General features: G+C 41.2%; 19 protein-coding genes. 16 read left to right on the top strand and 3 right to left on the bottom strand.

The window, feature by feature from the left end; translation table 11 throughout:
* Nucleotides 1-340 precede the first annotated feature (340 nt).
* The 5 genes from QM454_RS02995 to QM454_RS02975 all read left to right on the top strand — a co-directional run bounded on the left by QM454_RS02995 (nt 341) and on the right by QM454_RS02975 (nt 5,527).
* Nucleotides 341-1,852 carry an S-layer homology domain-containing protein gene (locus tag QM454_RS02995; RefSeq protein ID WP_432361394.1) on the top strand — a complete coding sequence of 504 codons (1,512 nt, stop codon included), beginning with the start codon at nt 341-343 and terminating at the stop codon, nt 1,850-1,852.
* A gap of 443 nt (nt 1,853-2,295) precedes the next feature.
* The gene (locus QM454_RS02990) at nt 2,296-2,772 is read left to right on the top strand and encodes a hypothetical protein (protein ID WP_432361391.1); all 477 of its coding nucleotides are present in this window, start codon (nt 2,296-2,298) and stop codon (nt 2,770-2,772) included.
* 187 nt (nt 2,773-2,959) lie between these two features.
* Nucleotides 2,960-3,151, top strand: coding sequence for a hypothetical protein (locus QM454_RS02985; protein WP_432361389.1), 192 nt, complete (start codon nt 2,960-2,962; stop codon nt 3,149-3,151).
* Between the two features lie 189 nt (nt 3,152-3,340).
* Nucleotides 3,341-4,801 (top strand): BCCT family transporter, encoded by a 1,461-nt coding sequence (locus tag QM454_RS02980; RefSeq protein ID WP_432363835.1) that lies wholly within the window; start codon nt 3,341-3,343, stop codon nt 4,799-4,801.
* A gap of 63 nt (nt 4,802-4,864) precedes the next feature.
* On the top strand, nt 4,865-5,527 hold the full coding sequence (locus QM454_RS02975; RefSeq protein ID WP_432361386.1) for a hypothetical protein: 663 nt from the start codon (nt 4,865-4,867) through the stop codon (nt 5,525-5,527).
* Between the two features lie 381 nt (nt 5,528-5,908).
* Here the strand turns inward: QM454_RS02975 and QM454_RS02970 are convergent, their stop codons facing one another.
* Nucleotides 5,909-7,369, bottom strand: coding sequence for a hypothetical protein (locus QM454_RS02970; RefSeq protein WP_432361385.1), 1,461 nt, complete (start codon nt 7,367-7,369; stop codon nt 5,909-5,911).
* Nucleotides 7,370-7,591: 222 nt separating this feature from the next.
* On the opposite strand from QM454_RS02970, the gene QM454_RS02965 reads away from it, so the two are divergent.
* The 3 genes from QM454_RS02965 to QM454_RS02955 all read left to right on the top strand — a co-directional run bounded on the left by QM454_RS02965 (nt 7,592) and on the right by QM454_RS02955 (nt 9,209).
* Nucleotides 7,592-7,795, top strand: coding sequence for a hypothetical protein (locus tag QM454_RS02965; RefSeq protein WP_432361383.1), 204 nt, complete (start codon nt 7,592-7,594; stop codon nt 7,793-7,795).
* Nucleotides 7,796-7,858: 63 nt separating this feature from the next.
* Nucleotides 7,859-8,092, top strand: coding sequence for a hypothetical protein (locus QM454_RS02960; RefSeq protein ID WP_432361380.1), 234 nt, complete (start codon nt 7,859-7,861; stop codon nt 8,090-8,092).
* Nucleotides 8,093-8,216: 124 nt separating this feature from the next.
* On the top strand, nt 8,217-9,209 hold the full coding sequence (locus tag QM454_RS02955; RefSeq protein WP_432361377.1) for a S66 family peptidase: 993 nt from the start codon (nt 8,217-8,219) through the stop codon (nt 9,207-9,209).
* Between the two features lie 322 nt (nt 9,210-9,531).
* Here the strand turns inward: QM454_RS02955 and QM454_RS02950 are convergent, their stop codons facing one another.
* Entirely contained in the window at nt 9,532-10,113 is a 582-nt protein-coding gene (locus tag QM454_RS02950) for a protein-L-isoaspartate(D-aspartate) O-methyltransferase (RefSeq protein ID WP_432361374.1), read from the bottom strand.
* Nucleotides 10,114-10,399: 286 nt separating this feature from the next.
* Here QM454_RS02950 and QM454_RS02945 point away from each other — a divergent pair, with 286 nt between their 5' ends.
* The 5 genes from QM454_RS02945 to hutG all read left to right on the top strand — a co-directional run bounded on the left by QM454_RS02945 (nt 10,400) and on the right by hutG (nt 14,537).
* On the top strand, nt 10,400-11,257 hold the full coding sequence (locus QM454_RS02945) for a MurR/RpiR family transcriptional regulator (RefSeq protein WP_432361372.1): 858 nt from the start codon (nt 10,400-10,402) through the stop codon (nt 11,255-11,257).
* Nucleotides 11,258-11,290: 33 nt separating this feature from the next.
* Nucleotides 11,291-12,073, top strand: a complete 783-nt coding sequence (locus QM454_RS02940) for a transporter substrate-binding domain-containing protein (RefSeq protein ID WP_432361369.1) — start codon at nt 11,291-11,293, stop codon at nt 12,071-12,073.
* A gap of 22 nt (nt 12,074-12,095) precedes the next feature.
* Nucleotides 12,096-12,773 (top strand): amino acid ABC transporter permease, encoded by a 678-nt coding sequence (locus QM454_RS02935; RefSeq protein WP_432361366.1) that lies wholly within the window; start codon nt 12,096-12,098, stop codon nt 12,771-12,773.
* On the top strand, nt 12,770-13,525 hold the full coding sequence (locus QM454_RS02930; protein WP_432361364.1) for an amino acid ABC transporter ATP-binding protein: 756 nt from the start codon (nt 12,770-12,772) through the stop codon (nt 13,523-13,525). The genes QM454_RS02935 and QM454_RS02930 overlap by 4 nt, the downstream gene beginning before the upstream one ends.
* 61 nt (nt 13,526-13,586) lie before the next feature.
* Nucleotides 13,587-14,537 (top strand): formimidoylglutamase, encoded by a 951-nt coding sequence (hutG, locus tag QM454_RS02925; RefSeq protein ID WP_432361361.1) that lies wholly within the window; start codon nt 13,587-13,589, stop codon nt 14,535-14,537.
* A gap of 90 nt (nt 14,538-14,627) precedes the next feature.
* Here the strand turns inward: hutG and QM454_RS02920 are convergent, their stop codons facing one another.
* Nucleotides 14,628-15,176: a hypothetical protein gene (locus QM454_RS02920; RefSeq protein WP_432361359.1), complete on the bottom strand. Its 549-nt coding sequence runs from the start codon at nt 15,174-15,176 to the stop codon at nt 14,628-14,630.
* A 150-nt stretch (nt 15,177-15,326) separates the two neighbouring features.
* Between QM454_RS02920 and QM454_RS02915 the strand changes: the two genes are divergently transcribed.
* The 3 genes from QM454_RS02915 to QM454_RS02905 are packed head-to-tail and all read left to right on the top strand — an operon-like array spanning nt 15,327 to nt 18,180.
* Nucleotides 15,327-16,592, top strand: a complete 1,266-nt coding sequence (locus tag QM454_RS02915) for a polysaccharide deacetylase family protein (protein ID WP_432361357.1) — start codon at nt 15,327-15,329, stop codon at nt 16,590-16,592.
* Between the two features lie 20 nt (nt 16,593-16,612).
* Complete coding sequence (locus QM454_RS02910) at nt 16,613-17,110, top strand: sigma-70 family RNA polymerase sigma factor (protein ID WP_432361354.1); 498 nt, start codon at nt 16,613-16,615, stop codon at nt 17,108-17,110.
* Nucleotides 17,107-18,180, top strand: a complete 1,074-nt coding sequence (locus QM454_RS02905; RefSeq protein WP_432361351.1) for a S26 family signal peptidase — start codon at nt 17,107-17,109, stop codon at nt 18,178-18,180. Before QM454_RS02910 ends, QM454_RS02905 begins: the two co-directional genes overlap by 4 nt.
* Nucleotides 18,181-18,637: the final 457 nt, after the last annotated feature.

Genomic DNA, 18,637 nt, shown 5'->3' with positions numbered 1-18,637 from the left:
GTGGATAGAGGAATATTGTAGCATCAATATTTAGCGAAAACTATATTGCATATATATTAGTTCACATGAATTGTCATAAATGTGCCATGCACAGGCGCTAACACAATTCAGACAATACACTACAATTGTATAAATGGACTAGGGGGACATAGTAAATTCAACTTTTATCTAGATCTCGTATGAATTTTTATTAATTCTGATGAATTGTCATAAATGTACCATGCACAGGCGCACACACAATTCATTCACTTTCTAAATTTGTTTGAAACTTTTTCTGAAAACTCTCGTCTGTACGGTGCTAGTATAATAGAAACATATGGAAAAGAGAGGATGGCAATAATTGAAGAAAAAACTACTTACAGCATTGGGTGCACTGGTACTCGCAATCAGTGTGCCGTTAACCGGCAACGCAGAAAGCAAACAGCAATTCTCTGACGTATCGCCGACAGTGTATTATGCAGAAGCGGTGAATGAACTTGCCGAACGTAATATCATCGGGGGGTACCCGGACGGCACATTCAAGCCGGGAAATCCGATTACTCGCGGTCAGGCAGCTGCAATCATTGCGAAATTGACGGATATGGATCTCACGAACGTCAAGAACCCGAATTTTAAGGATGTCTCGGAAGCGAACGGTTACTACAAAGCAATTGCCGCACTAGCCGAGGCAAAAATTATTAATGGCTATGGGGACGGCCGATATGGGCCGAATGATCCGATTAAACGCGGACAACTGGCCTCGATACTCGTTAAAGCGTTCGATTTGCCGCGCTATAGTTTCTACGACACCAAAAATCCGTTCAAGGACGTCGTCTCGTACGAGTCGCACGGTACCAATGTTCTTATTCTTTATAGACTTGGAATTGCGGGCGGAACATCCTCCGACCGTTTCAGCATCAACGCGCCAGTGACGAGAGGCCAGGCGGCTAGTATGATGGTAGCGACAGAAGATAAGAAACCGACGATGGTATCGCTCGCACCGAAAGAATTAGGAATGGCCCGGATTGGCGAAGTTATATGGAAAACGGATCAGGATCTGTATGATTCAATCGTTGTACGAGGTATAGCAGGCTATTCAACAACAGACAGGCTGCAGCTTGTTCCGCTAAAAGAAGGAACAGCTACGCTTAACTTGAGCGGGTACAGTGGGAATGTATACGGCAGTTATAATGTTTATAAGAAGTACTACGTACATGTCAAAAAAGTGAATGGTGAATTGACACTGACCTTGGAAGAGACGGATGATTATTTGCCGACAGAAGCGCGGCTTGCAGTGTCTGCCGACGAAAAGGTCGAGAACATTAGTCTTTCTACTGTGGATGGAGCGTTGGTAAACGAAAGTGCCGCGTTCAAGAAATGCGAGTCTCCACAATTCGTCTGCTTGGATATTGATGAACCTGGCAACTATATTGCTAAGGTACGTTTCGTAGGAGGCAATGAAGTGCGATACGCTATCGAAGCGAAAGAACCGGAACGTGCTCACTTCCACTATGACATCAAGACATTGAGGGAGCAGACGTCTTATGTATTCGATATGAAAACACTGTTCGCTCATAACGATTACTATGACGAGGAAGCAGCCGAAAACATTGGGAAGCATACAATTGTAACGAAAAATGCTGACGAGATTGCGGAAATAACAAGAGATCCCGGCACCAATGTCTTCCGCGTCACTGCGAAGAAAGTAGGGACGGTCGAAGTGGAATTTGAGAATCGTGTTTATTGGATGATTGGCGTGCCCGGCGACGCGTTCTCGGGCATCACGAGCGGCATGAAGATCACCGTTCAGGAAATGAATGGCCTTATCAATATTTCCGCATCGCAAATCTTTAAAATAAATCAGGATATGTAATGGAATAGTGCCTGCTACTAAAATTATTGGTGCCAAGTTTTCGGTGCCTGTGCACGGTACAATTCAGACAATACACTACAATTGCATAAAGGAAATAGAAGAATATTGTAACATCAGTATTTATAGAAGATTTTGCTGCATATTTAATAATCAGTATGAATTGTCATAAATGCGCCGTGCACAGCCGCCCGCACAATTCAGACAATACACTACAATTGCATAAAAGAAATATAAGAACATTGCAAGGTCAATATTTAGCTAAATCTCTATTGCATGTTTATTAGTTTTCATGAATTGTCATAAATGCACCACGCACAGGCACCCACACAATTCGCATAATTCTTACACAGGTGCTATGCGTGAAATGTTCATAGTAATCTAACTATGATAAAATGAGGCAATAGATTGCAAACTAATAAATTAACTAAAGTGAGGTAGTAAATATGACGAAAGAAACCGAAACACCAACCTTTTCTCATAAACAAATCGCGGCAACTTGTTTTAATCAAGTGTGGGATTTTCTTGAGAAGGAAGACATTACACCTGAGGAACAAGAACAGATGATTCACCTTTGTCATAGTTCTTTTTGGCATTGGACGCAAGCAGAAGAGTGTACTGAAACGAATCTCTCGATTGGATATTGGCAGCTTTCTCGTGTATATGCCGTCGTCGGTCAAGGAGAAAATGCGTTGAATTATGCAAAACGCTGTATATGTGTGAGTGAGGAGGCAGGGCTTGCTCCGTTTTATAGTGGATACGGATATGAGGCTGCGGCAAGAGCTTGTCTCGTGTTAGGGCAAAACGATGAGAGCGAGAGATTTAAAGATTTAGCATACGAATGTGCAGAGAAAATGACGGATGTTGAAAGTAAAAAGTTGTTATTGAATGATTTGGATGGATTAATTTCATACCCGCGCTGATTGCTTTGTTAGGAGCCGGTGAGTACGTATCGCCTAATGTTTACCGCATTAGGCGTTTTTTTATTCAACTGTCACACATTTTAGTTAAACCGAAACACATAAGATCCTACACATGTCCATAAACTATTAAACAAGCACAAAATTGACAGCTTGTCCAAGTCGATGCGAAGAGGGGAGGTTCTAGCAAATGATTAAGTCCTGGGGATTGTGGACTGGATGGCTCGGCATTGTTATGGCGGTACTTGGATTCTTCTTTGATCCCGCTTTAGGCGGGGTTGCAATTATGTTAGGTTTAATCACTTTTGTATTCCCGAAAAAAATGCTCGCTTCGTCAGCAGTTGTGCTCGGAGTTATAGCGCTCGTATTGCAACATATTTAATTATAAAAAGGCCTGTTGTCTTTCTTTTTGACAACAAGCCTTTATTTTTTTGCGCACAGGCGCGCATGCAATTGGGAACTGTTTGTGAATGTTTAGATGTCCATTGGAACGGGTACAATTAGTTGCTAACTAGGTAGTCACTATGGAGGAATGCGAAAGTAGGAAGGGGATGTTTGCTTGCATATTACAATGGTGTTTTGGTATGCAGTCGTTTTATGTATAGCGGTTGTACTATGGGGATTTTTTGCCCCTGAACGTTTAAACGAGTTGACTGTTTCAGCGACAGCATTTATTTATGATCATTTTGGATGGTTTTACATATTTGTAATTATTGCGATGATTAGTTTTTGCTTTTATATCATGTTTTCCCGTTTTGGTAAGGTGAAGTTGGGGAAGGAAAATGATAAGCCTGATTTTAGTTTGCTTGCATGGTTTGCCATGTTGTTCAGCGCAGGTATGGGCATTGGACTTATGTTCTTTACGACAGCGGAAACAATTTCACATGCTTTCATCAGTTCGCCGAATGCAACGCCAGGGTCTGATCAGGCGATTATTGAATCACTTCAATACGCGATGTTTCACTGGGGCCTTCATGGTTGGGGGTTGTACAGCATTGTCGCACTTGTACTCGCTTATTTTAAATTTCGGGTTGGCGCACCGGGGTTGATTAGTGCAACACTTGAGCCGGTATTTGGCAAGAAAATTATGCGAGGCACAGTAGGTCATATCGTAGATACGCTTGCGATTTTTGCGACAGTTGTTGGTGTCGCCTCCACACTCGGTTTCGGTTCAGCGCAAATTAACAGCGGTTTGACGTATTTGTTTAACGCGCCTAAAACGTTTTGGTTTCAATTAATCATTTTACTAGTCGCGACGGTATTATTTATTATTTCTGCATGGTCAGGTATTGGACGGGGAATAAAATACTTAAGTACAATCAATATTGTCGTTGCATTTATACTGCTAATTCTATTGTTTATTGTCGGTCCGTCTATGTATATTTTAAATCTCTTTACAACTTCAATCGGTAAGTATGCAGGGAATTTCATTGAAATGAGTTTTGAACTGAAACCATTGGATGGGGAACAGCGGCAGTGGATTAATGATTGGACGATATTTTATTGGGCATGGTGGATCTCTTGGGCGCCATTTGTAGGCATGTTCATCGCACGAGTTTCAAAAGGCCGCACGATAAGAGAGTTTGTCGCAGGCGTATTACTTGCCCCGACACTTGTCACATTCATCTTCTTTGCTGTGTTTGGTGGGTCGGCATTGTACCTAGAGCAAAATGGGCTAGCCAAGCTTTCCACATTAGTTACAGAAACGGTGACATTCGGCATGTATGAGCATTATCCGCTTGGTACAGTCTTATCACTAATTACTGTGTTTGTCATTGCGATCTTTTTCATAACGTCTGCGGATTCTGCAACATTTGTCCTCGGCATGTTTAGTACAGGAGGACAATTAAATCCCTCAAACGTTGTCAAAATCGTTTGGGGGCTCGCAGTAGCAGCAATGGCCGCCATAGTCATGCACTCAGGTGGCATTAAAGGGTTTCAAAATATGCTCATCATATCGGCGTTGCCTCTCTCCCTTATTATCATTTTTATGGTTGTGTCATTTTACAAAATCATACAGCAAAAAGAGTGATTGGCTAAATGTTGGAATGAACGGTAACAACAAGTTGGAAAAAAATAAAAAGGTGGGATCATAGTGCATTTATTAAACGTTCGAAAAGGACAATTTGTTTATTATAATAACAAGTTGCACAAAGTGTACGCAGTAAAACCTTTCTTCAAGAAGTCCGTGCATCTCATTCGGCTTGAAGATTTGGAACAGGAGCTCGTCACTGCGAAAGAAATTACGTTGTATAAACCGAAGCATTTAGATAGTTTTGTGTTCAACTATCAACGGTATACTCTTCATAAAGAAGTAAAGGCAAAAGTCGGTGATTATATTTTAATTATCAATCCTAAACCTGACTCCCTCGATCATCATCATCTTCACGCAATTGAAATCGTATCGTCGATCGAAGCGTATGGTGTCATTAGTAATAAATCGAATGGCATCAAACATAGTGAGTATTGGGTGATGGTACCGAGGCTGGAAGAAGGGGCAACAATCATTGATCGGGCAAACCCGGATGCGCAAGCCCCAAATGCACACGAAGAAATAAGGCAAGAACTCCATTCAGAGCCAACGTATACCCCTAAAATCGGCGATGTTTTTCAATATAATAAAAGTGACCCTGTCATTCAGGCAATGGTCGTTGCAATTGAAGGCGAAACTGTCTATTTAGGAGGGGACATTGAAGTCCATGTGAGTAAGTTGACCAACAGTGATGCATGGAGCTTACTCGCGCGGGTACCTTTGTAAAATCACACATTGGGTGCCTGTGCACGGCACAATTCAGACAATACACTACAATTGTATAAATGGAATAGGGGAACATAGTAAAATTAACATTTAGTTGGATTCTTAATGAATATTTATTAGTTTCGATGAATTGTCATAAATGTGTGTGCGCCTGTGCACGGCGCAATTCAGACAATACACTACAATTGTATAAATGGAATAGGGAAACATAGTAGATTCAACCTTTAGCCAGATCTTTGTTGAATTTTTATTAATTCCGATGAATTGTCATAAATGTACCATGCACAGGCACCGACACAGGCACTGACACAATAAAAATAATCCATCCTTAGAGTGGTAGCTCTTAAAGGATGGATTATTTATGTTGCGTTGAATATGAATTCAATCCAACTTACTTTCCAATCTTTTCACCCATTCATTATCATTCCAAATTTTAGGGTCGTCTATTGTTTCATTTTCTCCACGGATGATGAAATCATAACTATCTTTTGCACCAGTATACCAATCGACAATGACTAACTTGCCGTTTACGTTGCGAACGAGAATTTCTGTGACTTCACCATAGCCGCCTTGGAATTTATTAATCTCAACTGGCATGTATAAGTAGAGATACCCTCCATCGGCATCGTCCGTGTAGTCTGCTTTCCAATCGCTAATCCCAATATCCTTCATCGGATCGTTCTTTCCATACAATGCATGTTGGGATTCAATTTTCTTTTGCGTGTACTGTTTAAGGTTCTCGTTCTCGATGAAGCTATTCAAGTCAATATCGGTCCCGTTCCATACCGCTTTATAATAATCCGACAACGCACTCACACACAATACATAAGCCGTTACAATATCCTGTTCAGAAACTCCCGTTGCATTTGTAGCAAGGAATTCACGCTCAGCACTGCCCGAAAGGCTCCCCCACTCCTTTACTTTCTCGTAAGTTATTAGGCCATGCGAAGTAACGGGGGAGGCGAGAGAATCGTAAACAACCCTAATGTCCATGCCAGGCGAAATCTCGTCCGAAGCATCCTCGATAACAAATCGGGAGGCGGCTCCTTTTACAATCAACTTTTCCTTTTTCGACGGAGCATCCTCTACAAAACCATGCGTGACGAGAGCTCGGTTCTCCTCAATGGCAGCAACTGTACCAGCAAGCTCTTCGTATTTCACGGACAAATCGAAAGGCGAAATCGACTTTTGTTCCATGAAATTGTCGATGGCACGCTCGTATTTATTCTGAAACAAGCCGAGCACTTCGCCATATGTTTTCGGATTCTCTTGCGGATAGCGAACGAGCCATTCATAAGCTTTCTCATATCGGATCGTCCACTTATACATGACATTGAAGTACTCGTCGTATGAGATGCCCATATACTTTTCCTGTTGTTGGAGGATGGTGTTCTTTCTCTCTTCCCCTTCCTTGTCCAGTTCGGCATAGTAACCGTCCCGCTGTTCCGCAACGATTTCTTCGATGGCCGCCGTCTCTTCTTCGTAGCCAAGTGATTTCGCATAGTCAATCAACGCGTCTGCTTTCAGGATGTTTTGCAAAACCGCCTGCTTCGTCTCGGACGTAGCCTCGTCTTCGTTGCCATCCGATACCGTTCGAAGCACGAAGTCATAGATCAGCTCATTAACTTCATATGCGTCGTCATCCGCAGTGGAGTACCCGTCCTGTAGCACGTTGAATGCGAAAAATAGGATAACCGCAGTGACAAGGGCAATCACTACCGCCGGGAACGGGTTTCTTTTTTTCTGCCTACGTTTTCCGGAGAGGACACCTCGTTTCACTTCTTCCATGTCTTGCGATGTAATTCCGGACAAGGCATCTAAACTCTTTTTCACTTCATTCACTGGAAAGCACCTCCCAATCCTCGGATTTTAGTTTTTCCCTCAATAACTTCCTCGTCCATGTAACACCGCCTCTTCATAATAGTAACGGAGCGCAAACGGAAAAGGTTGTCATTTTTGTTTTTTAGATGAATAATTCAGAAATTAGACTCTGCATAATGGTGTTATATGGTAATGTTAATGTAGGGAAAGTAGAATGTAAACTTGTTCGAGGAGTGGAGTTAAATGGTGTGGGGAATTATTTTACTAAGCCTTGTTGGTTTATTTGTTTTCTATATAGTCATATTTGCGGCTGTGAAAGATGGAATTGATAGGTCGGAGGTTGGTCAGTTAATTCTAATGAAGTATGGGGATAAAGATGAAATTGTGCCGGTGTGTGATGAGGAGATTGAAAAGGAATTGGAAGATGAATTTGAGAATAAGGAATAGTGGATGGGAAGAGTGTAGATTTGATTATGCATTTTTGCATAAGTTGGTGAGGGGAGAATGGTAATGAAAAAGTTAATTATTTGTTTTATTTTAGGGGCAACATTCGGGATGTTTATTTTGCCGAGCGTATTTGAATGGCTCGGACTTCCTTTACCGTCGCATGGAATTGCCTATTTGTTATCAGACGTATTCGGAGAGCCCGATGGATTTAATGCTCTGTTTTCAATTCTCGTTACAGGAGTCTTTATTGTCCTACTTTTGTTAGGGGGAATAAAGTTGGCAAGGAACTTGGATTAAGAAACCGTTCTAGAAAATAAGAAAGCCACCCAAGCGCGTTGCATGCTGATTTTATAGGCATTGATGGACGTGGATGGCCTGTATCTATTACTCGAAAGTCATAAATTGAAAGGGTGTCGTTTTGATGTTTAATAGATTAACACCTGGAGACACAATCGGCATTTTCTCGCCATCATCTCCAGCAACTGTATCAGCTAAACAACGTTTTGAACGTGGAAAGTGTTATTTAGAGGAGAAAGGCTTTCATATTAAACATGGAAGTTTAACAGGAAAGAAAGATTTTTATCGATCAGGAACTCCTCAAGAAAGGGCAGAAGAACTGAATTCATTGCTGCGCGACCCTGATGTGAAAATGATCATGTCAACAATAGGCGGCACAAATTCAAATAGCATTCTTCCGTATATTGATTACGAGGCATTCAAACAGAATCCTAAATTGGTTGTTGGCTATTCCGATGCTACTGCAGTTTTATTAGCGCTATATGCCAAAACAGGAATTCCGGTGTTTTATGGACCGGCGTTAATCCCATCCTTTGGTGAATTTCCTCCATTGGTTGACGATACATACAAGTACTTTTCTGCCATTTTTATTAACAACACAACCACTCCATATCGCGTGCCAATGCCAGAAAAATGGTCGGATGAAGCATCAAATTGGCTGGAAAAAACGAAGGATAAAACGTTGTATGCTAACTCATGGATTTCCGTGAATGAAGGAGTCGCAGAGGGGCGTTTAATCGGCGGGAATCTCAATGCAATGTATGGCTTTATTGGCACTGAATACTTTCCGAGCATTCAAGACGGTGACATTTTACTAATCGAGGATTGTGCTAAAACTACGTCAGTCATTGAAAAGAACTTTGCCATGTTGAAGCTACATGGCGTTTTTGACAAAGTTGGCGCTATATTGTTAGGGAAGCATGAGCTGTATGATGATATGGGAACGGGCAGGCATCCATATGAAGTGTTGTTGGAACAGTTGGATGGAATTACTATTCCTGTCATCGCGGATTTTGATTGTGCGCATACCCATCCAATGCATGCGATGCCAATTGGCCGAAAGGTGCGAGTGGATGCTGTGAAGAAGGAAGTTTCTTTGATTCAGGAATGGATTTAATTTTTCGTTCTTTGTGGTGCCTGTGCGAGGCGCAATTCAGACAATACACTACAATTGCATAAACGGAATGGAGGAACATAGTAGATTCAACCTTTACCTAGATCATTATTGAATATTTATTAATTCTGTTGAATTGTCATAAATGTGTGGGTGCCTGTGCGCGGGACAATTCAGACAATACACTACAATTGCATAAACGAAATAGAGGAACATAGTAGATTCAACTTTTAGCTGAATTTATATTGAATATTTATTAATCCTGATGAATTGTCATAAATGTACCATGCACAGGCACCGAATAGATCACAAAAGGGTACTTCACTTATTCATACTTCCCCTTCAACGGGACAAACCTCACATCTTCCAACACGGTCGTACGGATTTCGCCGTCTTCGTCTTTTTTCAAGAGCAAAAGTTCCTGTAGGAGGGGTGTTCCTACTGGGATGATCATTTTTCCTCCGATGGCGAGTTGGTCTATGAGCTCGGGTGGTACCTGAGCAGCGGCGGCCGTCACCATAATTCGATTATATGGAGCGTGTTTTTCCCAGCCGGTACTACCGTCATCCAGCTTGAAATGGATGTTGGAGAAACCGGCTTTTTTTAATCGTTCTTTTGCTCGTTCATGCAAGGGAGCAATTCGTTCAATTGTGTAAACGGAGTCCGAGAAGGCGGCGAGTAGTGCGGTTTGGTAGCCGGATCCCGTTCCGATTTCGAGTACTTTTGAATCGGGCTGCAAATCGATCGCCAATGTCATTTCGAGTACGAGGGAAGGCTGGGAAATCGTTTGTTCATGCCCGATTGGAATGGCCTCGTCCAAAAATGCGAATTCTTTCAGTTCTTCCATGAAAAAGCTGCGATCAAGTTTTTTGAAATACGTAATGATATCTTCGTTTTGATTTATCAAAATAAATGCCCCCTTCGAAAAAATAGCTTACTCTGCACAGTATTCCTAATATGAGTCTACGTAAACGACAGTTGCAAAACATCATGGATTTCTGCTGCGTGAAACACCCTACAACTACAAAGCCTCATAGGCAGGGGGGCAATTTTTTCCTGAAAAAAATTATTGTAAACGCTTTCTTGTTATGCTATATTTTCAATACGCTGATGAATAAAGTTATTCAGACCATGTTTATTGTGATTTTATTTATACAGCAGAACATGGTTTTGGTGAATAGTGAGGGATAATCATGCATTCAAACGTTGAACGAGTATTAAATTTATATCAACAACTTAATGAAGTTCAGTTTAGTACAGAAGCGACACCGAATAATGTAAAAATTGCGCGGTACGTGATAAACAACTTACAAGAAGTAATTTTCATGACCTCATCAGAAATTGGAGTTAACGTTGGGGTTAGTCAGGCGGCTGTGATTCGTTTTTCACAACTACTAAATTACAACTCCTTTTCTGACTTTCTAAAAGACCTACAAGAATTGCCTCATGTTTTTAGTGAACAAGAAGATAATAATATTGATCAAGAAGCACAAAGTATTATTAATCGAGAATACGAGAGCATTAAAAGATTGCAAAAGTATTATTCGGAAAATTCTGTTCGAATTATTGCTAACCAGTTGTATAGCGCAAAAACAATTCATATCTTCGGCACTCGAACAACTGTAACACTCGCGAATTATTTTTATTTTTACTTACGAAAAATACATTCAGAGGTACATTTGCACACTGTAGCGAATAGTGAGCTTTACGAACGGTTACATACATTGGACAAAGAGAACGTCGTAATCATGGTGTTTGCGTATCCTAGATATTCGAAAGAAGTAATTAATCTGCTTCAATTTATTACGAAAAAAGAACTTCCTTATATTACGTTTGCAGATAGCCACGCATTGAAAAAGGCTGAAATTTGTGATGTGCATCTAATAGCACCAGTTACGTATACTGACGTTTATGATTCATTGTCGGGTGCATTTGTATTGCTCAATATTCTCTTGGATAAAATCGTTTCAATAAATAGGCAACAGTTTAACCAGAAGAAAGCGGATTATGAAAAGCTATATAAAGAATTAGGTACTTTTGTTTCCGAATAAAATTATTCAACTACAATAATAGGAGGGCTTTAGATGTTTAAATTACATAAAAGCTTATTGTTACTAATTATAGCTACGTTAATGTTCGTGCTAACTGCATGTGGAACGGCTGGAGAATCTCAAGGAGATAAAGTGTTAAGTAGTATTGGAAAAGAAAAAGTATTGCGAGTGGGTACAGATGCAACGTTTAAACCGTTTGAATACAAGTCAGGCGGTGAGTTTCAGGGGTATGATATTGATTTAATTAAAGCAATCGCAAAGGAACTTGGGGCAGATAAAGTTGAATTCGTTGACACAGAATTTAAAGGTTTAATCCCAGGATTGCAAGCAAAGAAATTCGATCTTATTGTTTCAGCAATGTACATCACGGATGAGCGTAAGAAAACAATCGATTTCTCAGATTCATACTTCCCAGGTGGTTTATCAATCATGGTACAGGAAGACAACAATGCAATTACAACGCTCGAAGACCTAAGTGGTAAAGACGTAGCTGTTCAAATAGGTACTAAAGCTGTTGAGTTTTTAGAAGAAAATGTGCCTGAAGCTAATTTAGTAAAAGTAGAGAAAAACACAGAAATGTTCTTAGAATTAGAAACAGGTAAAGTGGATGCGGTTGTTACAGGCTTACCAGCTGCAAAAGTATACGTTAAAGAAAATGGAAAAATGAAAGTGCTTGAGGAAACATTAACAGAAGAGCATTATGGTTACGGTATTCGTAAAGAAAATGCAGAGTTCCGTGAAGCGGTAAACAAAGCTTTACAAACATTGAAAGACAATGGCACTTACGATGAAATTACATCTAAATGGTTTGACTAATAATTGGAATAGGAGATAACTTATGGGGCAACTAGATTTTTCCATTTTATTAGAGTGGGAAACACTTTCTCTCTTACTAAAAGGTTTAGAATATACGATATTATACACGTTGGCTGGTTTTGTCTTAAGTGTCATTCTCGGCGTTATTGCTGCCTTTGCACAAATCTCTTCTATTAAGATTGTCAGATATATAGCGATGGCTTACTTGTCTTGGTTCCGGGGTACACCTTTGCTCGTTCAACTGTTCCTACTTTACTATGGGTTGCCGATTCTATTTGGAATTCAAACGACTGCTTGGGTAGTTGGGGTGATCGGGCTCGGTATGTATAGTGGTTCGTATGTTTCACAAGTTGTACGTGGAGCAATCCAGTCAATTGAAGTAGGTCAAATGGAAGCAGGGAGGTCACTTGGTTTTTCTCACTTCCAAACGATGCGGAAAATTATTTTACCGCAGGCAGTCGTTCGTATGCTTGCGCCAATGACGAATGAGTTGATTAGTTTAACAAAAAACTCTTCGCTATTGTCAAGTATTACGGTAGTAGAGCTGTTCCGCCAATCGAATTTATTAATAGCAGACACTTATCGTACGATGGAAATTTTACTGGCCGTTGCGGTTATGTACTATTTAGTGAATAACTTAATAGGTTATATAGGTCTCTTCCTTGAAAAGAAAACAAGTGTAGGAGGGGATTTACGATGATTGAGATTAAAGAACTGAGTAAGTCTTTCGGTAATAATCATGTTTTAAAAGGTATTAATTTAGAAGTTGATAAGGCGGAAACAGTTGTCATTTTAGGGCCATCTGGTTCTGGTAAAAGTACACTTTTACGTTGCATCAATTATTTAGAAACATATGAAAGCGGATCCATAATTGTCGATGGACAAGCAATTGGGAAAAGAGAAGTAAATGGTAAGCTTGTTGATAGTAGTCAGGCTGAGTTAAATAAACTACGCCAAGAAATTGGTATGGTATTCCAATCCTTTAATCTATTCCATCATAAAACGGTGTTACAAAATATTATGATGGCTCCAATCTCATTAAAAGGGTTGTCGAAGGAAGAGGCACACAAAGTGGCCATGGACCTTTTACAGAAAGTTGGCTTGGCGGAAAAAGCCGATCAATATCCAGCTAGTTTATCAGGTGGGCAAAAGCAGCGTGTTGCGATTGCTCGTGCATTAGCCATGTCACCAAAAGTCATGCTGTTTGACGAACCAACATCAGCACTTGACCCTGAAACTGTTGACGAAGTTCTGCAAGTAATGAAGAAACTAGCAAGTGAAGGAATGACGATGGTCGTTGTAACCCATGAAATGGGCTTCGCTCGTGACGTAGCTGACCGCGTTGTCATTATGGATGGTGGGTATGTAATTGAGGAAGGGTCACCCGATATTATTTTTACAAACCCTAAAGAAGAAAGAACTAAATCATTTTTAAGTAAAATTATAAATTAGTAATTTGGATGGTGTTTCTTTTAGGAGGAACACCTTCTGTTTGTTAATCGGAGGAAAAGAAATGTACATACAACCAGAATTAAATAGTTGGTCTGGCCGGATCGATGATGTGAATGATCCGAAGAGTTTTCGTTATCATCAAGTCGTTGAGATGAAATCGGTAAATGATGAATTAAAAGATGCCAACCAACATATTTCTCTAATTAGTTTTGCCAGCGACGAAGGTGTTCGCCGCAATGCAGGAAGAGTGGGTGCAGCGAAAGGCCCTGATGCTATTAAAGGTGCACTATCAAGTATTCCTTGGAGACTCGGTAATCCGTCATTAGTTGACGTTGGTACAGTGCAATGTGAAGGAGAAAACCTTGAACAAGCACAAGCCTTCTTAGGTGAGCAAGTGACGAAGCTGCTTGGAAAGGGAAATCATACGATTATTTTAGGCGGTGGGCATGAAACGCTTTATGGTCATTACGTAGGCGTACGAAATGCAATGGGTTCGAACGCTAAGCTAGGGATCATCAACATTGATGCCCATTTTGATATTCGTAAGCACGATGTGCAACCATCATCTGGTACGATGTTTAATCAGATTTTGTCGGAAGATACAAATACGAACTATATGGTGCTCGGCATTCAAGAATTCGGAAATACGACAGAGCTATTTAACCGTGCTGACCAATTTGGTGTGCACTATGTACTTGAGGAAGCTTTAGTTTCTATGGGGGAAACTGCATTAAACTCAATGATTTCTGAGTTTATCGCGAAACAAGATGCTGTCATTTTAACTTTATGCATGGACGTAATAGCCGCACCCGATGCACCAGGTGTAAGTGCCCCGTCACCTTTTGGATTGCAACCGATATTTGTACGGCAGCTAATTCAACAAATTGCCAAAGACGATAAAGTTAGAAGCTTCGACATTTGTGAGGTAAACCCAATATACGATCAAGATAATCGAACTGCGAAGCTCGCTGCGCAGTTTGTAAATGAAGTTGTTCGCCAATTTTCAAAGTAATTGGAGTTAGTTTGTCACAATAACCATTTTCTAAAATGAATATGCTTAAAAAACGAGGAGCCTAATTATACTAGGCTCCTCGTTTTTTATTTATTTCAAGCCACCGTCAAGTAAGCTTCTTATTAACTGCTTGTCGCCGAGGTATGAAATTTTTGCGATTTTGTCGTCTCGCATAATGGCAACGCCTGTTAGTTCGATAGTGGTTGTCTCGCCGTCTTTATTTACATAATCAAGATTTACTGTGAAGTTATAATTCGTTGGTGTCACTTCGTTTTGTTCGACGCTGACTTCGTTTACCTTCAATTGATAGTCGTATCTGTTGGCCGCCCATTGGAATGTGACGAGTTCGCTCGTCAAAATGTATCGCTCAAATGCGTCTACTGTAAAATAAGGTGCGTATTCTTCCTCCAAATACTTATTGTATGCATCAAAAAATCCTTCTTCCTCGTGCGAACTAGTTGGTTCATCTTTAAGGATGGCTCTTTCATCGGGTGCATTCATTTGTAGTTCGACTACAGTTTTGATGGATTCCTTTATTTGATCTTGCGCTTCAGACTTCGAACAGCCTGCATTAACAAGACAGATTGTAATGAGGAGTATGGCTAGTCCTGTCTTCCAGCGAGAATTTCTATTCGTCATCCTCTCACCTCATATATTCGTAATTTTCGTTAGCTATTTATACGGATGACAGATGATAAATGTTTCACTAAAAACTTTTTTAATAAACTTTGAAACTTTTATTGTAAATCTCCGTCTGTACGTTGCTTACATGATAGTGGAGGTATATGTATGAGGAAGATTACTAGCAACGTGCACTTCGTAGTGTACTTCATTGTATTCATTATAAGTGTTGGTGCGATATGGGTTTTGATTGAAACGCAAGGAAGGGTGTTTGCGCAAGGCACGGATCGGTTTGTCACAAAGCGGGTAGTGGAGCGGGTGTTGACATTGGAGGAGCGTCAGCCGATATACATGAAGGGGGCGGCGTTCACGCGGATTGGCGAGCTTGTGGCGAATCAGCCTGTTGCGATTACGGGTGAGGATGAGGTGTATTATGAACTTCGCCTCGGAAATATGCCTGTCTATGTCCGTAAGGGGCAGGGGACGGTTGAGAGAAAGAAGCTGTCGACAGTTGTTCAAACGGATCGGTTGGCTGCTGTTCATTCATTGCAAAAAACCGCGGTTTACGAAGGTGCAGATTTAGAGAGCTCCGTTATACTGGAGTTGGAGGAAGGTTATCGCTATCCGGTTGTACGGGAGGAAGAAGATTGGTATATCCTCATAATAGGGGAGCGGCCGGGGTATATTCATAAGCAATCCGTTGCGTTGGATGAAGGGCTGCCGGTGCTTGTTTACCATCATATTTTGCCGCGCGAGTGGATGAAGACGATGAATAGTACGATTTCATTGGAATTGTTTGAGGAGCAGATGGAATACTTGGCGGACCGTCAGTTTGAGACGGTGACGGCGCATGAGCTGTATGATTATTTGGAAGGACGACTCGTTGTTCCAAGCAAAGCGGTGCTCATTACATTCGACGACGGGTTATTATCGACGAAGGAATATGCGTATCCGATTTTAAAGCGTTATGGGTTTACTGCGATTCAGCATATTATTTCATCGCGTACCGATCGGGTAGAGGGAGAGCAGTTGTTTCATGCGGAAGGGCCGCTGCAGTTTTTTACCGCTGCGGATATAGAAGAGCTTTCGGATGTGTTCCAATTTGAAGCACATACGTATGAATTACATTCATTGAATGAGGATACGGGTTTTGGTGTTGTGTTTGATCATACAAAGGAAGAGATTTTGTTGGATTTGCAGAAAAATATCGCGCAAGTGCCGTCAGCCATTTCAATCGCGTATCCGTATGGGCATTATAATGAAGATTTCATCGTAGCGGCAAAAGAGGCAGGGTTGCTGGTCGGCTTTACAACGGTCGAAGGGTATGCGAATATGAAGAGTTCCAATTACGAAGTAAGCAGATATGGGATAACAGAGAAAAAGTCGTTTGACCAATTTGTTACGTATGTGGAGGGAAACATGACGTGGCCGTAGAAGAGGGTGAGAATTCGTAAATGAGTAGTATTGATCAAGTCATCGATGAGCATTCACGTTATTTAGTGCGCATCGCTTATTTATATGTGAAGAATTGGTCGACTGCTGAAGATATTGTACAAGAAGTGTTTGTAACGTATTTTCAAAAGGGTGACCAGTTTCGCAATGAGGCATCATTGAAGACGTATTTAACAAAAATAACTGCCAATCGTGCAAAAGATTATTTGCGCTCGTGGAAGCATAAAAAAGATGTGCTGTTCGATACAATTTTTGTTTCTGAAAAAGGCGCAGACGAAGTTGTGTTGGAGCAAGAGCGACTTGCTTCGCTTGAGAAAAATCTTTTCCAGCTCCCGTTAAAATACCGCGAGCCGTTAATTTTATTTTATTATGACGAGCAATCGATAGCGGAAATAGCAGACTATCTACAGCTGAATGAAAACACCGTGAAAACTAGGCTGCGAAGGGCAAAGCAGCAGCTGAAGGAGTTTTTTGAGGAAGAGGAGGTGGAAAGCGAATGAACGATTTCAAACGTAAGCTTGATCAAATGATGGGCGATACATCGAAACGGGAAAGGCGAATTAAGCAGCGTGTACATGAACGTTTATATAAACCGGCTCGAAAGTTTTCATGGCAAGTGCTATTTGTTTCGGCTGCGCTTCCTGTCGTGGCATTGGCTTTATTTCTCACAATCGACCCGATGAATTATCTTTCAGCAGATGAAGGTCCGGGCGTCCCGTATGATCCGCTCGACGATTTGGCGAAAATCTCAGCATTGCAGAAGACGAAGCAACTGTCAGACGTAGATTATGAGGAATTTGCGACGTTACCGTATTTTGATGAAGTCGACGGTCTGCATTATGTCGATAAGGAAAGGTTTTCGTTGAATGGGAAAACGGATTCTTTTCACACGGTCATTGAACGCCAGGAAAGATTGTTCGATGAAGTTGTGTATGAGGCAGGCGACATTGTACGGACGATGACAAATACGACAAGCCATTTACCGACGTATAATAATGTCTATTACGAGGTGATTGCCGTTCCGGGGGATCGTGTCGTGCTAAAAAACGGCGTGCTGAAGATCAACGGTAAATCGGTGCAATCGGACCTGATGGATCGTTATGAAAAGCATGGAGTCACGATTGCAGGGGGGTACGACCAGTTGTTAAATGCGCGGGAATATTTTTTATTGAACCATTTCCCGGCAAGTGAAACGGTGCAAGGAGCAACAATTACGCCTGTGCATAAAATTTATGGGCAAGTAGTAGGGGTAGCTAGCGAAGAGCGTACTCAATCGATATATATGGATTATTTGTCTGACCAGCTTACGGGGGACTATACACCGGAGCAGTACTTTGATTTGTATTTGTATGACAAGCTGTTGGGCTTCGGAAATTTGCCGGAAGTGCCTACGTTTGCACAAACTAGTCGGTTAGGTGAACTGTTTTTAGAGGCATCGTATCGTGAGTCGATTCCTGTTTCCGAGAATGAAATTGAAATACGCTACCAATATGGGCGAGCGGGTGTAGCAGAGCAAGAGTTTACGATGAAACGAGATGCGGGCTCAAATCGCTGGGTAATTGCAGAATAATGCAGGCGGGGGTATGGGAACCCCTAACCGTATTTAAGAAAACTAGATCGGCAGCAGTCCAGAAAAAGCCGTCAACCAACCGCTTAATATAAAGGGCGCACCGACCAGGTTTTCCAGCTGCATTTTCTGACCTTTTTTAAGGTGTCTTTTAAGGTGCCTGTGTAAGACACAATTCAGACTATGCACTACAATTGCATAAGTGAAATAGGGAAGCTGGTAGCCATGGGATTTCGCTCGGGATTTATGTATATTTATTACTTTATGTGAATTGTCATAAATGTACCGTGCACAGCCGCAGAAACAATTCTGACTATACACTACAATTGAATAGATAGAATAGGGAACCCAGTAACCAGGGGCTTTGTCTAAAAACTAATGCATTTTTATTACCTTTTATGAATAGTCATAAATGTGCCACGCACAGGCGCACACACAATTCCTAGAAAGCGGGTGTAGT

The organism is Sporosarcina sp. UB5 (assembly GCF_050859005.1).
In the GTDB taxonomy this organism is placed as follows: domain Bacteria; phylum Bacillota; class Bacilli; order Bacillales_A; family Planococcaceae; genus Sporosarcina.
This window is presented reverse-complemented; position numbering and strand designations above follow the sequence as displayed.

Coding starts and splice junctions, on each gene's coding strand:
- QM454_RS02910 (WP_432361354.1), top strand. CDS start 16,613: ATGAGTAGTATTGATCAAGTCATCGATGAGCATTCACGTTATTTAGTG.
- QM454_RS02955 (WP_432361377.1), top strand. CDS start 8,217: ATGTTTAATAGATTAACACCTGGAGACACAATCGGCATTTTCTCGCCA.
- QM454_RS02935 (WP_432361366.1), top strand. CDS start 12,096: ATGGGGCAACTAGATTTTTCCATTTTATTAGAGTGGGAAACACTTTCT.
- QM454_RS02920 (WP_432361359.1), bottom strand. CDS start 15,176: ATGACGAATAGAAATTCTCGCTGGAAGACAGGACTAGCCATACTCCTC.
- QM454_RS02940 (WP_432361369.1), top strand. CDS start 11,291: ATGTTTAAATTACATAAAAGCTTATTGTTACTAATTATAGCTACGTTA.
- QM454_RS02990 (WP_432361391.1), top strand. CDS start 2,296: ATGACGAAAGAAACCGAAACACCAACCTTTTCTCATAAACAAATCGCG.
- QM454_RS02985 (WP_432361389.1), top strand. CDS start 2,960: ATGATTAAGTCCTGGGGATTGTGGACTGGATGGCTCGGCATTGTTATG.
- QM454_RS02960 (WP_432361380.1), top strand. CDS start 7,859: ATGAAAAAGTTAATTATTTGTTTTATTTTAGGGGCAACATTCGGGATG.
- QM454_RS02965 (WP_432361383.1), top strand. CDS start 7,592: ATGGTGTGGGGAATTATTTTACTAAGCCTTGTTGGTTTATTTGTTTTC.
- QM454_RS02905 (WP_432361351.1), top strand. CDS start 17,107: ATGAACGATTTCAAACGTAAGCTTGATCAAATGATGGGCGATACATCG.
- QM454_RS02980 (WP_432363835.1), top strand. CDS start 3,341: ATGGTGTTTTGGTATGCAGTCGTTTTATGTATAGCGGTTGTACTATGG.
- QM454_RS02915 (WP_432361357.1), top strand. CDS start 15,327: ATGAGGAAGATTACTAGCAACGTGCACTTCGTAGTGTACTTCATTGTA.
- QM454_RS02945 (WP_432361372.1), top strand. CDS start 10,400: ATGCATTCAAACGTTGAACGAGTATTAAATTTATATCAACAACTTAAT.
- hutG (WP_432361361.1), top strand. CDS start 13,587: ATGTACATACAACCAGAATTAAATAGTTGGTCTGGCCGGATCGATGAT.
- QM454_RS02930 (WP_432361364.1), top strand. CDS start 12,770: ATGATTGAGATTAAAGAACTGAGTAAGTCTTTCGGTAATAATCATGTT.